The 15685-nt window shown below is 42.0% G+C and carries 8 protein-coding genes; all 8 read left to right on the forward strand.

Annotated features, from left to right (window positions below):
* Nucleotides 1-3: 3 nt before the first annotated feature.
* The 8 genes from U3A58_RS17055 (at nt 4) to sov (ending at nt 15661) form a co-directional block, all read left to right on the forward strand.
* Nucleotides 4-1251: a murein hydrolase activator EnvC family protein gene (locus U3A58_RS17055; RefSeq protein WP_323825469.1), complete on the forward strand. Its 1248-nt coding sequence runs from the start codon at nt 4-6 to the stop codon at nt 1249-1251.
* 112 nt (nt 1252-1363) lie between these two features.
* The gene (gene tatA, locus U3A58_RS17060) at nt 1364-1564 is read left to right on the forward strand and encodes a twin-arginine translocase TatA/TatE family subunit (RefSeq protein ID WP_057938704.1); all 201 of its coding nucleotides are present in this window, start codon (nt 1364-1366) and stop codon (nt 1562-1564) included.
* An 18-nt stretch (nt 1565-1582) separates the two neighbouring features.
* A complete protein-coding gene (gatA, locus tag U3A58_RS17065; protein ID WP_323825471.1) occupies nt 1583-3010 on the forward strand; it encodes an Asp-tRNA(Asn)/Glu-tRNA(Gln) amidotransferase subunit GatA in 1428 nt (475 codons plus the stop codon).
* A gap of 13 nt (nt 3011-3023) precedes the next feature.
* On the forward strand, nt 3024-4412 hold the full coding sequence (locus U3A58_RS17070) for a LysM peptidoglycan-binding domain-containing protein (protein ID WP_323825473.1): 1389 nt from the start codon (nt 3024-3026) through the stop codon (nt 4410-4412).
* Between the two features lie 123 nt (nt 4413-4535).
* Nucleotides 4536-5633, forward strand: coding sequence for a DUF4837 family protein (locus tag U3A58_RS17075; RefSeq protein WP_323825475.1), 1098 nt, complete (start codon nt 4536-4538; stop codon nt 5631-5633).
* A gap of 21 nt (nt 5634-5654) precedes the next feature.
* Nucleotides 5655-7925, forward strand: a complete 2271-nt coding sequence (locus U3A58_RS17080) for an NADP-dependent malic enzyme (protein ID WP_323825477.1) — start codon at nt 5655-5657, stop codon at nt 7923-7925.
* Entirely contained in the window at nt 7922-8518 is a 597-nt protein-coding gene (gene ruvA, locus U3A58_RS17085) for a Holliday junction branch migration protein RuvA (protein ID WP_323825479.1), read from the forward strand. The genes U3A58_RS17080 and ruvA overlap by 4 nt, the downstream gene beginning before the upstream one ends.
* Before the next feature lie 12 nt (nt 8519-8530).
* Nucleotides 8531-15661, forward strand: coding sequence for a T9SS outer membrane translocon Sov/SprA (gene sov, locus U3A58_RS17090; protein WP_465038362.1), 7131 nt, complete (start codon nt 8531-8533; stop codon nt 15659-15661).
* Nucleotides 15662-15685 lie beyond the last annotated feature (24 nt).

Raw genomic sequence — 15685 nt, forward strand, 5'->3', positions numbered from 1 at the left:
TGCATGCTTCGCAAATACCTTATTCCTTTTAGCCTTCTGATTGGATTGATTTTTTATTCGGCAGTAGATCTTGCCGCCCAAACTAAAATCACACGTGAGCAACTGGAAAAACAGAAAGCTGAAGTGCAAGCACGCTTGCTGGAATTTGATAAAATTCTAAAACAAACCACAGCTACTAAGAAAAACACCATAGGCGAATTAAATGCTGTCACCAGACAGTTCCAAACTCAAAATAGACTCGTTAGTACACTGGATAGAGAAGTAAAGCTGATCAACCAAGAGATCAAAGAAACCGAGTCTAAAATCCTAAGCTTAGAAAGTCAGCTTAAGGAACTGAAAGCTGAATACGGACGAATGATCTACAATGCCTCTAAACTCAATCGCGGATTGTCCATCGTTTCCTTCGTCTTCAGTTCAGCCAATTTTAATCAGCTTTATGCCAGGCTGATGTATTTAAAGCAATACACAGACAGCCGCAAACAACAAGCAGCCCAAATCGAAAATTTAAGCCTTGAGCTTACCGATCAGCAAGTTTTGCTAGACGAGAAAAAAGTCGAAAAAGAAAAGGTTCTTGTTGAAGAGCAAAAGGAACGTGCTCAGCTAGACAAGATGAAGCGAGAACAACAAGGACTTGTAAATACACTTACCAGTAAAGAACAGGCTATAAAAAAGCAAATTACTGCAACCAAAAAACAGCAGGATCAGCTTAATAAAATGATCAAGCAGGTGATCGAAGATGAGATTCGCCGCGCAGAAGCTGCCGCTAAAAAAGAAAACAGCACTGCAACAAAATCATCCGGAAGTAGTATGCCAATGACCCCTGAAGTTGCAGCCTTATCCAATTCATTTGCAGGAAACAAAGGCCGATTACCTTGGCCAGTGGAAACAGGATTTGTCTCTCAGGGATTTGGCACCTACCCCCACCCTACGCTGAAAGGGATTACCATGGAAAGTGATGGAGTAGATATCCGAACTCAGCCTAATTCAAATGTCAGGGCTGTTTTCGATGGTACTGTGACCAAAATCACAACTATGCCCGGCTTCGGAGGAACTGTCATCATCAAACATGGTGAATATTATACCATGTATAGCAAGTTGAAAACCATTTCTGTAAAATCGGGTCAAACTGTAAGTGCAAAAGACGTAATTGGTCAGGTCGCTACAGATGCAGATGGCCAAGCAGGAATACATTTTCAGACTTGGAAAGGACTGACTGTTATGAATCCTTCTGCATGGCTTACATCCAAGTAGCGGAGAATTGCGTATATTCAAAAAAAAGATGTATTGCTTTCCCGTTGAACTTTGTGTAAGCGGATCACAGTTATATCTTTGTAATCACATTTACCCTTAAATACACACCATCATGACTACATTAGGTTTCATTCAAAACATGGGCGGTGGCTCGATCGTACTGATCGTATTGGTCGTCCTTCTATTGTTTGGTGCTAAAAGAATACCTGAATTGGCGCGTGGCCTTGGACGTGGTATCAGAGAATTTAAAGATGCTACTAAGGACATTCAAAACGACCTAGAAGAAGGTCTGAAAGACGGCAAGAAAAAGTAATCTTTTAAACCAAGGAAATTGGGAAAATTTATCTCATTCGACGAAATCAAAAAATCGCTCGAAAAGAAGGAAACAGACTGTCGCACTATAGTCCAATATTATCTTAAAAACATTCAGACGAAGGCGCATCTCAACGCCTTCGTCGAAGTTTATGAGCAATCCGCTTTAATTCAAGCCGACCTGATAGATCAGAAATTGGCAAATGGAAATGCCGGCAAACTTGCCGGAATGGTCATCGGTATTAAAGATGTTCTTTGTTACACCGGCCATGAGGCAAATGCCTCCTCCAAAATCCTACAAGGTTTCGAGTCTCAATTCACTACTACTGCTATTCAGCGACTGCTAGACGAGGATGCTATAATCATCGGTAGACTCAATTGTGATGAATTCGGCATGGGTAGTTCCAATGAGAATTCCGTACATGGCAAGGTATTAAATGCCGCAGATGAATCACGCGTCCCAGGAGGATCTTCTGGAGGATCGGCTGTTGCCGTTCAAGCCAACCTCTGTACAGTTTCCCTAGGAACTGACACTGGAGGATCTGTAAGACAGCCAGCTGCATTCACAGGAGTCATTGGCATGAAACCAACCTATTCACGCGTTTCTCGCTGGGGATTAATTGCTTACGCATCTTCTTTTGATTGCATCGGAGTATTTTCACGTACGGTAAAGGATAATGCCCTAGTGATGGAAATCATGGCAGGACACGACGAATACGATAGCACGTCTTCTAGAAAATCTGTGCTTCCCTACAGCCAATTACTACATTTTGAGAAAAAGGCAAAAATCGCATACCTCAAAGAAACGATAGAGTCTCCAGCTCTTCAAGAAGAAATCAAAGCTAACACCTTGGCTGTTTTGGATAAGCTGACCGCCGAAGGACACACCGTAAAAGAAGTAAATTTCCCTCTTCTCGATTACCTTTTGCCTACCTATTACATCCTCACTACTGCAGAAGCAAGTTCTAACTTGTCCCGCTTTGACGGAGTAAAATATGGGTACCGCAGTCCAAATTCCCACAACCTAGAAAGTATGTATAAGCTGACGAGAAGTGAAGGCTTCGGGGAGGAAGTAAAACGTAGAATCATGCTTGGCACTTTTGTGCTAAGTGCTAGTTATCACGACGCCTATTTCACCAAAGCACAGAAGGTCAGAAGATTAATAAAAGACTTCACAGAAAACCTTTTGAATGATTTTGACTATATTATTATGCCTACGACGCCATCTACAGCGTTTAAGTTTGGTGAGCATAGAGGTGATCCTGTGGCTATGTACCTTGAGGACCTATTTACAGTTCAAGCTTCCGTAGCTGGAGTACCCGCTATTTCTCTTCCAAATGGAAGAGATCAACAAGGAATGCCGATTGGATTGCAAGTAATCAGTAACTCATTCAAAGAGGCAGAACTCTATGCATTTAGTAATTATTTAACCGAATTGACATCATAAAACCAATATCCCAATGAAAACCCCTTGGCACAGAATCATCACACTTGCGCTTATTACATGTCTGATCCCCCTGTCCAAAGCCTTTTCTCAGGATGACGAATCAGTAGCGGTAGCACCTTTGCTAGATGAGGAAGTTTTACCCAATTATCACTACGAATACATTCCCGATTTCACTTTTGAGGAAATAGACCGCCGTGTGAAAGCGATGGATCACGAAATGTCCTTTGAGCTGAATGACCGTATTTTTTCCTTTATCCAATACTTCACCGTAAGAAACCGAGACTACACCAAAATGGTCTTGGCACGTAAAGAGCTATTTTTCCCAATGTTTGATGAAATGATGACAAAACATGAGATGCCTTTGGAAATCAAATACTTATCAATCATAGAATCTGGACTCGATCCACAAATCCGTTCTAGGGTCGGTGCGATGGGGCTTTGGCAGTTTATGCCGGCTACTGGTAGAATGTACGGTATGAATACAAACAATGAGGTAGATGACAGAATGGATCCTGAACTTTCTACAGAAGCTGCCGCTAAGTATCTGAAATCACTCCATCGCATGTTTGGTGATTGGGAAGTAGCCATGGCTGCCTACAATTGTGGTCCGGGGAACGTAAGAAAAGCTATCCGAAGATCAGGTGGTAAGAAAACCTTCTGGGGGATTTACAATTATTTACCACGGGAAACCCGCAGCTACGTACCCCAGGTACAAGCAATGCTCTACATCTTAAATCATCTACAAGAGCATAACTTTCACCCGGAAGACCCTACCTATGTCGTGGAATATGAGAAAATCCGTTTTGATCGTGCACTTAGCTTGGATAAACTCGCAGAACTCACCAACCTGTGCCTAGCGGATTTGAAAACATTAAATCCTGCGATAAAGAATAATAAAATACCCGAAACCAATAAAAGTATGGCACTTCGAATCCCGAAGTCCAAAGCCCCCTACATCAAAGAAAATCTAGCTTGGTTAAATGATTCTCTAAATAATGCACCAACGGTATTGCTAGCCTCCACTGTTCAAGTGCAATCCATTGAAGATTTGGCTCAGGATATCAGGCAAAACGGCATTAGCTATAAAGTAAGATCTGGAGATGTATTGGGATCCATAGCCCAGCGTCATGGAGTTACTGTTAGTCAAATCAAGTCTTGGAACAACCTCTCTTCAAATCTGATTCGAGTAGGTCAGACTCTAAGAATCAATGCCGGAATGAACGGGAACATTGCATCTACTCAAACAAATTCCTCAGGACAAACCACTTATACGGTGCAGCCGGGAGATTCTTTATGGATTATTTCCAGAAAACATGAAGGCTTGACTGTGGAACAGCTCAAGAGATTGAATAACCTCAATTCCAACAACATAAAGCCAGGCCAAAAACTTATAATCGGCTAATTCAGATCAGAATCAGTTCTAAACTGTTAATTTTTTTTAACTATTGGCAATATTCAACCTTAAATAAGGATATGTATTTTTATGTCATTAATTTGACCTAATCCAAGAACCAAACAAGTAAAAATGAAGACCTTTGCATCCATTCTCCTAGCCCTAGTTTTGGGTATAATCCTAACTTCTTGCGAAACTGATGGAACTACTGCAGATAGCTCCAAACCAAAAGCAAGAGGCTCGATTGGGGAAATCATCCTAGTAATAGACTCTGTAAAATGGGTCGGGCCTGTGGGAGATCAGCTCAAAGAAATTTTCGAATCCGACATACCGGGAATGATTCGATCTGAAGCAAAATTCAAAGTAAACACAGTGGACCCTAGAGCGATGACCCGTATCCTCAAGATGTCCACCAACCTGATATACGTCACAACCTTTGATGATAAGGGCTCAGCAAGTCAAGTAATTAACGCACAGTTCTCCAAGGAATCCAAAGAAAAAGCGATGAATGACCCCAATATTTATTCCTTGAGAATGGAGGATGAATATGCGATCGGTCAGGAAGTATTATACCTATTTGGAAATACAGAAGAGCAACTGGTAGAAAATCTCAAGGAAAACGCAAGTAGAATACAGAATCTATTCGAAGTACGAGAAAGAGGTAGATTGGAAAAAATCATTCTTGCCAGAAAAAATTCAGCAGCATCTTTCGAAGCCAAAAAGAATCTTGGAATAGAAATCAATGTGCCTGCCTCCTATCAAGTAGCAAAGTCTGAAGAGGACTTTCTCTGGGTTAGACAAATCACTCCAAGTGGAAATAGAGCTGACATCAGCCTATTTTTCTATGAGACAGATTATACCTCTGAAGAGCAAACATTTCCTGCAAACATCCTCGCGCTCAGGGATTCTATTACGAAACAACATATTTTCGGTGATCCCGAAGACCCCACTTCTTATGTGATATCTGAAAAACAAATCCCTCCTGCTTTCAGAAACATGGTGATTAATGATAATTTTACCACAGAAATGAGAGGTTCCTGGAAAACCAACAACATCAGCATGGGTGGATCCTACCTGGGTTACTTGATGGTTGATGAGAAAAAAGGAAAACTTTATTACATTGAAGGCTTCGTATTTTATCCAAATGAAATACATAGAGATGCCCTCCGTGAAATAGAAACCATTCTACTCAACACTAATGTGAGTTGGGAAGAAGACCGGGGGGTCTAACCCCAAATTATACGAGCTTTTATGGCAATCAAAATCCGCAAGGAAGACGCACTTAATTATCATACGCAAGGTTCTCCTGGCAAAATAGAAGTAATCCCCACTAAGCCGCTTTCTAGCCAAATGGATCTTGCTCTAGCCTACTCCCCCGGAGTAGCAGAACCATGCAAGGAAATTGCCGCAGACGTAGAAAACATCTATAAATACACTGCCAAGGGCAATTTAGTCGGCGTGATTTCTAACGGAACTGCAGTGCTGGGTCTTGGAGATATAGGCCCTGAAGCATCCAAACCCGTAATGGAGGGGAAAGGAGTACTTTTTAAAAAATTTGCGGGAATAGATGTTTTTGACATTGAGATCAATGAAAAAGATCCCAAAAAATTAATCCAAATAATAAAGTCTTTAGAGCCAACTTTTGGCGGTATAAATCTTGAGGACATCAAAGCACCTGAATGTTTTGAAATAGAAACAGAACTCAAGAAGGAAATGAAAATTCCAGTCATGCATGATGATCAGCATGGTACTGCAATCATTTCTGGGGCAGCATTACTGAACGCTTTGGAAATTGTAGAAAAAGATATTTCCAAAATCAAATTAGTTGTAAACGGTGCCGGAGCTGCTGCAATTTCATGTACTCGATTCTACATTTCCCTCGGAATTAAAAAAGAGAATATTGTCCTATGTGACATCGTGGGAATTCTTCGGTCAGATAGAACAGATCTGGATGAAATCCGAAGAGAATTCTGCACTGACAGAGATCTTTATACCCTTACAGATGCCTTACAAGATGCAGATGTATTTCTTGGACTATCTGCAGGAAACATAGTAAATCAGGATCAATTGAGATTAATGGCACCCAATCCAATTGTTTTCGCCCTGGCCAACCCTGATCCTGAAATATCTTATGACCTTGCTGTTGCCACCCGTGAGGATTTAATCATGGCGACAGGACGATCTGATCATCCTAACCAAGTGAACAATGTACTGGGATTCCCATACATATTCAGAGGAGCGTTGGACGTGAGAGCTACTGCCATCAATGAAACAATGAAACTTGCAGCGGCTCATGCCATAGCCAAACTAGCAAAAGAGCCCGTTCCGGATATTGTAAATAAAGCTTACGGAGAAGACAAACTAGGCTTTGGTAGATTATATCTTATTCCCAAGCCTCTTGACCCTCGATTGATTACTACCATTGCTCCTGCCGTAGCTAAAGCTGCAATGGAGACTGGAGTGGCCAAATATCCAATAAAAGACTGGGAAGCATACGAATTAGAACTTCAGGAGAGAATAGGCATTGACCAGAGATTGATGTCGGTCGTAATAGCACGAGCCAAAAAATATCCGAAGCGTGTTGTATTCGCAGAAGCAGATAACAGAAAAATCCTTAAGGCAGCGCAGATCATCCGAGATGAAAAAATAGGAGAACCAATACTTCTCGGTAATAGAGAAAAGATCTTATCACTCATAGCCGACAATTCTCTGGATTTGACTAACGTCACCATCATTGATCCTATGGAAGAAAAAGAGATGCTGAAGAAATTTGCAGACATGCTCTTCCAAAAGCGGCAAAGAAAGGGAATGACTATAGGTGATGCTTCCCGGCTGGTCACCCAGAGAAATTACTACGGTGCATTGATGGTAGAATCGGGCGCTGCGGATGCATTTATCTCTGGTCTTACCCGTGATTATCCTAAAACAATATTGCCATCTCTGCAAACTATAGGTGTGAAACCCGGCGTAAATCGTGTCGCAGGTATGTACATAATGAATACCCCAAAAGGCCCCTATTTCTTTGCTGACGCCACAGTAAATCTCAACCCTACAGCAGAAGAATTGGTGGAGATTATCGGCCTGACTGCGGATGCAGTGAGATTCTTTAATATGGAGCCTAGAATTGCCATTCTGTCATATTCTAACTTTGGTTCGGCAAAAGGAGATATCTCTGAAAAAATGGCGAAAGCAACAGCCATTGCACAGAAAAAATACCCAGACTTGGTAATCGAAGGAGAGATGCAGGCAAATGTGGCGATCAATGAAGACATCCAACGAGAAATGTATCCATTCTCCAAACTCATCAACAAAAGAGCAAACACCTTAATCTTCCCTGATTTGAGTTCTGGCAACATTGCTTATAAGCTTCTGGCCGAACTAGGAAACTCTGAAGCAATCGGTCCGATTCTGCTTGGAATGAACAAACCCGTGCATATCCTACAGCTGGGTAGTTCTATCAGAGAAATCGTAAATATGGTGGCTGTTGCTGTAGTTGACGCGCAATCCACCAGCAGCTTATGATCGACTACCTAAGCGGGAAACTGGCATTCAAAGATCCTACCTATGTCATCATTGACGTAAATGGAATTGGGTACCATGTGAAGATTTCACTTCAAACCTATACCGAAATAAAGGACGAGGAGCAAATAAAGCTGCTCACCTTCCTTCATATCAAAGAAGATGCACACACCCTTTTTGGATTTAAGCAAGCCAATGAAAAGCGTCTTTTTTTATTGCTGCTTTCTATTAATGGAGTAGGCCCAAGTACGGGCTTAATGATTCTTTCTTCGCTAAGTTCCGCAGAAATAGAGCAGGCTATTCTGGCAGGCGATGTGGCTACCATCCAGCATGTCAAAGGCATAGGTGCCAAAACTGCCCAGCGGATAATTTTAGAATTGAAGGACAAAGTAGGTAAAGGTGGATCTGAAGCTACTTCAGCAAATCTAGGATTCTTGAAATCTAGCAATAAAATCCGCGAAGAAGCGTTACAAGCACTTATTACACTTGGTTTTCCTAAAGCTGCCGCAGAGAAGAATATAGCGACAGTCCTCAAAAAAACCACTGGAGAAATTTCATTAGAAGATTTAATTAAAGCATCTTTAAAGACATCATAATTTTAAGTTGTATTGAACTTTTGGAGTGTACTGACTTTTTGCGGGAGGAGGTTTCTCGGTAGTTGGCCTGAATTATTCATCCTTTTTGGTCTACTGCTAGCCTATTCCACTTCTGAGGCTCAACAAACCAATCCTGACAGTGTTCAGTCCCGGATTGATTCATTGAATCTAAGGAGACTAACCCCCTCGTATTTGCTCTGGCAAAATCTGAGGACAAACCCTCTGTATCCATCTCGCAACCCTTTTTTACAGTCAAAAGCCCCATTTTCTCAAGCTAACCCCATCACCCAAAATGTGGTGGTAAAGGTTGATTCCACGCTTCGATACAACGTCGTCGATCAGATTGATACCGTACGAATAGGCAATGAGCAAGAATACGATTTCGAACAGTTTTCTAGAATTCAAGAATATAAAGTCCGGCAGGAATATTGGCGAAGCAGGGCTCGTGGTGGCGATGGAGAAAGTGCTGTAGAAGGAAGAGGCTTAATTCCACCACTTGTTGTCAGTCCTTCTTTTGATAGGATTTTTGGAGGGAGTGAAATAAACATCGTCCCATCAGGGTATGTAAACTTAGATTTCGGGGCTATTTTCCGGCGCGTGGATAATCCTACCCTTCCTATCCGACAGCAGCGAAACGGAGGATTCAATTTTGATCAGCAGATCCAAATGGCAGTCAATGGGACATTAGGAGAAAAAGTAAAAATCGGAGCCAATTTTGACTCAAATAATTCTTTCGATTTTCAAAATCAAATGAAACTCGAATTCGATGGTTTCGAAGAAGATATCATTCAATCCATTGAAATCGGTAATGTCAGCATGCCGGTTCAGAATCGACTGATTCAAGGAGCTCAAAATCTTTTCGGGGTCAAAACTCAGCTCAAATTCGGTAAATTCGGTGTGACAGCTGTCGCATCTACTCAGCGTGGCCGCAGAGATAATTTAACAATCGATGCAAATGGTCAAGGTAGATCATTTGATATTCAGGCTTCGAAATACGATGACAATAGGCATTTCTTTATCGCACATTTCTTCCGGGACAATTACGAAAGATGGCTGAGAGGACTTCCGCAGGTTCTCTCCGGTGTGAATGTGACTAGAATTGAGGTGTATATTATGAACCGCGCCGCCAATACTCAAACGCTTCGGAACTTTGCGGCATTCATGGATTTGGGTGAAGGAAGAGTGTTACTCAATCCTACAAATCCCAATATTGGGCCAGGAAACCCCGCTGCACCTGCGGGGAATTCAGCAAATAAGCTATATTCAAACCTATCCACTAACCTCGCTTTTCGCCCATTTGATACTGGGTCGAGAGCGATGGAATCAAGCTTGGGGCTCAGAAAAGGAGTAGATTTTGAACAAATCAATGGAGCGAGGAAGTTAGATCAAACTGAATACTTTTTTAACCCCCAACTCGGCTATTTATCACTTTTCAGAAGACTTCAAAATGATGAGGTTCTGGCAGTTTCCTACGAATACACTTACAACGGGCAAGTGTATAAAGTCGGTGAATTAACGGAAGACTATCAAAACCGACTGGAAGATGAGCTGATTTTCATGAAACTTCTTCGTCCTGCTCGGATTAATACCCGAGTACCTACTTGGGATTTAATGATGAAAAATGTCTATAGCCTGAATGCAAATCAAATTACTCGGGATGGTTTTCAGCTTCAGGTAATCTATAGAGATGACCGTACGGGACTTGACAATCCTTCACTACTTGAGGGTGCAGAAGTCAAAGACAAACCATTGATCAGGCTCACAGGGCTGGACAATCTCAACCCGCAAAATGACCCTGCACCGGACGGGAATTTCGACTTTGTAGAAGGACTAACCATACTCACAGATAGAGGACTATTGGTCTTCCCTGTGCTAGAGCCTTTTGGTTCGAACCTTGAAAAATATTTTCAGCCAGGAGAAGTAATCCTCAAAGAAAAATACGTTTACGATACCTTATACCAAACGACCCAGGCAGATGCCGAGCTAGTCACTAGGCTAAACAAATATTTCATCAAAGGACGATTGACGGCCGGCTCTGCTAGCGAGATCCAATTGCCGGGACTTAATATCTCGCCTGGCTCGGTGATTGTGCAGGCAGGTAATATTCCACTGACTGAAGGGGTAGATTTTACCGTAGATTATAATGTAGGAAGGCTTGTCATAATCAATGATGCCATACTTCAGTCGGGCAAACAAATCAATGTGAGTTTTGAAAAAGCTGATTTGGTGTCCTTCCAAACGCGAAGTTTACTAGGGACTCGAATGGATTACTTATTCAGTGACAAGTTTAACGTAGGAGGTACTTTTCTTTTTTTGAATGAAAGGCCAAATGTCACCAGAATTGCAACGGGAAGTGAGACGTTAAGAAATAGCCTTTGGGGATTGGATGGGAATTTCAGCGATGAATCACGCTGGCTGACTAAAATGGCCGATGCACTTCCTTTTACCAGCACCAAGGAAACCTCTCTGGTGCAGATCAGTGGAGAGTTCGCCCATCTCATTCCCGGAACATCCAATCGAGTGAATGGAGAGCAAGCTTCGTATATAGATGATTTTGAGGCAGCTATTACTCCATACAATTTGGGGGGAGCTGCCAATCAAAACTGGAAGCTGTCATCTACGCCACAAACCTCTGATGATAGATTTGACCTAAGTAACCAAACTGAAGACAATCTAGGAGCTGGTTACCGCAGAGCTAGAGTGGCTTGGTACAATATTGATAATATTTTCTATAGAGAAAGTGGCCCGGGAGTTCCGTCTAATATCACTCGGGAAGACCGTAGAAATCACTATGTAAGACGAGTACTTCCTCAGGAGATCTTCCCTCAACAAGATCGAGAGGTGATTGTTACACCTGAGCCTCTCTTTGAACTAGCATACTTTCCAAGTGAACGAGGAATGTATAATTACAATACTGACCTGACTACAAACGGATTGCTCCCCAATCCAAAAATGAATTTCGGTGGTGTAACCAGAGCTATAACTACCGAAGTTGATTTTGACCGCACAAATATAGAATACATAGAATTCTGGCTATTGGATCCATTTATTGAAGGGGAAAATGGCCGGGTGTTGGACGGTACCTTTAATCAAAACAACACAACGGGAGGTAAACTTTTTATCAATCTTGGAGATATCTCCGAGGATATCTTGAAAGATGGTCGCCATGCTTTCGAAAATGGACTTCCAGCAGATGGTGATCCTGCCGAGACAGGGCAAAATGAGTGGGGAAGAATTACCCGTGAACAATATTTACTGCCGGCTTTTGATAATTCAGAGATATCCAGACAAAATCAGGATGTCGGTTTGGATGGATTGAAAAATGAAGATGAAGCTACTTATTTCGGTAGTCGATTCTTAAATCGCTTAAATGTAAATGCAACTGCTAGAAATGAAATTCTCCAAGATGTTTCAGGAGATTTATTCAAATATTACTTAGACGATAATTTTGATCAAAACGACGTTAAAATCCTAGAGCGATATAAAAAATTCAACGGAATGGAAGGCAATACGCCAGTAGCTGCCAATGAAAACCTTCCCTACACTCCATCTGGATCAAATACTCCGGATAATGAGGATTTGAACACGGATAACACCATCAACGAACTGGAGAATTACTACTCATACGAACTGGATCTGAAGCCAGGCAGCATGGTAGTGGGTCAAAATAATATCGTAGACAAAACTACCGCTAATGTAAATGGTGAAAATGTAGATTGGTACTTATTCCGCATTCCTGTTCGTCAGCCTGACCGTGTAGAAGGGGACATCACAGGATTCAAATCCATTCGATGGTTCAGAACCTATCTGACTGATTTTGAGCAACCAGTAGTACTAAGAATGGCCAACTTCCGAATGGTGGGCAGCCAATGGAGAGTTTTTCAGGAATCACTTTTTGAGAGAGGGCTGTTCGAAATCCCCGAGCCTGACAATTCGAATGTCACTGTGGATGTAGTGAGTATAGAGGAAAACAGTCAAGGAAGTGCCACCGAAAGCCCTTATGTGCTTCCTCCAGGCATTATCAGAGACCGTGACAATACCTCAACTGTAGAGAGAAGATTAAATGAGCAGTCACTACGAGTTTGTATAGAAGACCTTGGAGCTAAAGACGCCAGAGCAGTTTTCAAAAATGTCACGTTGGATTTGGTGCAGTTTGAGCGAATCAAGATGTTTCTACATGCCGACAGTGAAGACGCTAGGGATGGAGAAATTACAGCGTTTTTAAGATTAGGCACAGATAATACAGATAACTATTACGAAATAGAAGTACCGCTTTTGATCACGCCAAAAGGTACACGAGATCCAGCGCAGATCTGGCCGACAGAAAATGAAATCGACATTGCTATCCAGGAAATAGTAGGAGTGAAAGTAGCGCGTGACAATCAGCACGTACCGTTAAATATTCCATTTTCACAGCAAGTGGGTCGTTACACTGTCACAGTGGTAGGTCGCCCAGAATTGAATCAATCCCAATCTTCTATGATAGGTGTGCGAAATCCCGGTACAAATGGTGGTGGAAGTCGTAGCATTTGTATTTGGGCAAATGAGCTGCGGGTGACAGGGTTTACCAAATCGAACGGCTGGGCGGCAAATGCACTCATGAATGTGAAAATCGCTGATGTAGCGGTAGTTTCTGGTTCGATAAGACATAATTCCATTGGCTTTGGAGGATTAGAAACGAGACTTTCTCAACGGTCAAGATCTGCTACCACTCAGTATGATATTTCCACCAATGTGGACATTCACAAACTTTTACCAGAAGGACTAGGTGTGAGTATTCCCATGTATTTTTCTGTGGAAAATAGCACTACAAAACCTGAATACGATCCTTTGAATCCTGATGTACCGTTTGAGGTGGCGTTGCAAAAATTTGAGACGCAAGATCAAAAAGATGCGTATCGAAAAATTGCGTTGGATCAAGTAAACCGCAAAAACATAAGCTTCAATAACGTACGGAAAATCAAGACCAATCCCGATGCAAAAAGCCATTTTTATGACCTCAGCAACCTCTCTTTTTCCTATGCATTTGGAATAATGAATCAGACAAATGCGCAAATTCAGGATTACAGCTACAAAACCTATCGCGGCAATGTCACCTACAGTTACCAACCAAAACCTCTCGCTATAGAACCGTTCAAAAACGCAGGTTTTCTAGACTCTCCGCATTTGCAGTTGATTAAAGATTTCAACTTGAACCTATCGCCTACCCTAGTATTGGCGAGATTAGATATAGATCGGAAGCATTTGCGTTCCCAGTATAGAAATGATCAGCTCAGTACGGTTGGAGTGGACCCACTTTTCCAAAAAAGCTTCTTTATAAATCGCTTTTATTCGGTGAATTGGGACCTGACTAAAAATCTTCGTGTAGATTATACCGGAAGTGTAATGGCAATAGTAGATGAACCCCAAGGCAACTTGGATACAGAGCAAAAATCTGATTCTGTCAGGTACAATGCTTGGAGATTCGGCCGGCGTACAAATTATAACCACAGCATAAATCTTAACTACACGCTGCCACTAGACAAGTCACCTATTACCGACTGGATTAAAGCAGACTATAAATACATCACTACTTATACCTGGCTGACAGGAGCTATAGGGCAAAAGGACACGCTTGGCAATTCCATTCAAAACACCAGAGACCAATCCCTCAACGGTAAGCTAGATCTAATCAAACTATATAATAAAAACAAAACGCTGGCCGCATTAAACGCCCCAAAAAGACCAAGTATCCCAGGTAGGTCAGGGACACAAGCTGAAGATACCATCGGTACTCCTTTCACTAATAAACTCCTGAAATCACTTATGATGGTAAAGGAGGTCACCTTCAATTATGGTAAAATTGAAGGAACTTTCTTGCCCGGATACATGCCAAATACAGGGCTTTTAGGAATGGATCGAGCATTTGACAACCCTGGCTTAGCCTTTCTCTTAGGTAGTCAGGATCCTAGTATCAGAAATCAATTCGCACAGGCTGGAATCATGGCGCCAAGCAGTGAGCTCACGCAGACCTTCCGGCAAAGTAGCGTAGTAAACATGAGGTTTGGTAGTTTGATTGAGCCATTCCAGGATTTCAAAATTACCTTAAATGCCTCCAAACGAGAAGTGGGCGATTATCAGGAAATCTTCAGGAACTCCATGGTAAATCCGGGAGTTTACGAATCCATAAGCCCTAATAGACTAGGCGCTTACAGTGTCACTACGATAATGCTTGGCACCAGCTTCAGCAAAGATGATTTTGATAATGTCTCACCTCTTTTCACAAATTTCGAAAATAACAGAGCCATCATAAAAAGTAGGCTAGACGCCATGGATGCTGGGGGAGAATATGCCATAAATGGCCAAGATGTATTGATACCTGCATTCCTCTCAGCCTATAGAGGTAAAGATGCTACGACTTTCAACCTGAATCCTTTCCCTAAAACTCCTTTGCCAAATTGGCGATTGGACTATCGTGGACTTTCCAGAATCAAAGGGCTAAGCGAGATATTCAGTAGCATCAATATCCAACATATGTACACATCAAGCTATGATGCGAGTAATTTCTCTAACTCCCTTCAATATCAGCAGGGGCTAGAGCTCTACTATACCTTACAGCAAATACCAAGACCTACACAAGTAAATACGGAAGGGCAATACATCCCAATTTACGTGCTGAATCAGGTCGTACTCACGGAGCGATTTGGCCCGCTGATCGGGATAGATATGTTGACAAAAGACAGACTGAATATAGCTATCATGTATAATAAGGAACGAAACCTAGGATTGAACTTCTCCAACTCGCAGGTCACAGAACAGAAAAGCAATGATTTTGGATTGACGCTAGGATATACTAAAGCAGGCATGAAAATCCCATTCAAGTTCCAAGGAAGACAAACAGTTCTCAAAAATGACCTGCAGTTCAAATTGGATTCTAAGGTAGTGAGTACCACCCAAATCCAGCGAAAGATCGAAGAAGGCAGCACCATTACTAGTGGAAATCTAAATATCTCGATTCGACCAACCATCTCCTACCTGATTAACCAAAACCTAAACCTCACCTTGTATTTTGACAGAACGATCAATGACCCTAGAGTGACGACAGCTTATAAGCGAACTTCCACTGCTTTTGGTGGCCAACTTCGATTTAATTTAGGACAATAGATTTCATCCTGATTTGATTCCTGC

Origin of the sequence: Algoriphagus persicinus (assembly GCF_035156415.1) — a bacterium.
Lineage (GTDB): Bacteria > Bacteroidota > Bacteroidia > Cytophagales > Cyclobacteriaceae > Algoriphagus > Algoriphagus persicinus.

What these genes read in the sequence shown, in the direction of transcription:
- U3A58_RS17055 (WP_323825469.1), top strand. Translation starts at nt 4, where the DNA reads ATGCTTCGCAAATACCTTATTCCTTTTAGCCTTCTGATTGGATTGATT.
- tatA (WP_057938704.1), top strand. Translation starts at nt 1,364, where the DNA reads ATGACTACATTAGGTTTCATTCAAAACATGGGCGGTGGCTCGATCGTA.
- U3A58_RS17070 (WP_323825473.1), top strand. Translation starts at nt 3,024, where the DNA reads ATGAAAACCCCTTGGCACAGAATCATCACACTTGCGCTTATTACATGT.
- U3A58_RS17075 (WP_323825475.1), top strand. Translation starts at nt 4,536, where the DNA reads ATGAAGACCTTTGCATCCATTCTCCTAGCCCTAGTTTTGGGTATAATC.
- U3A58_RS17080 (WP_323825477.1), top strand. Translation starts at nt 5,655, where the DNA reads ATGGCAATCAAAATCCGCAAGGAAGACGCACTTAATTATCATACGCAA.
- ruvA (WP_323825479.1), top strand. Translation starts at nt 7,922, where the DNA reads ATGATCGACTACCTAAGCGGGAAACTGGCATTCAAAGATCCTACCTAT.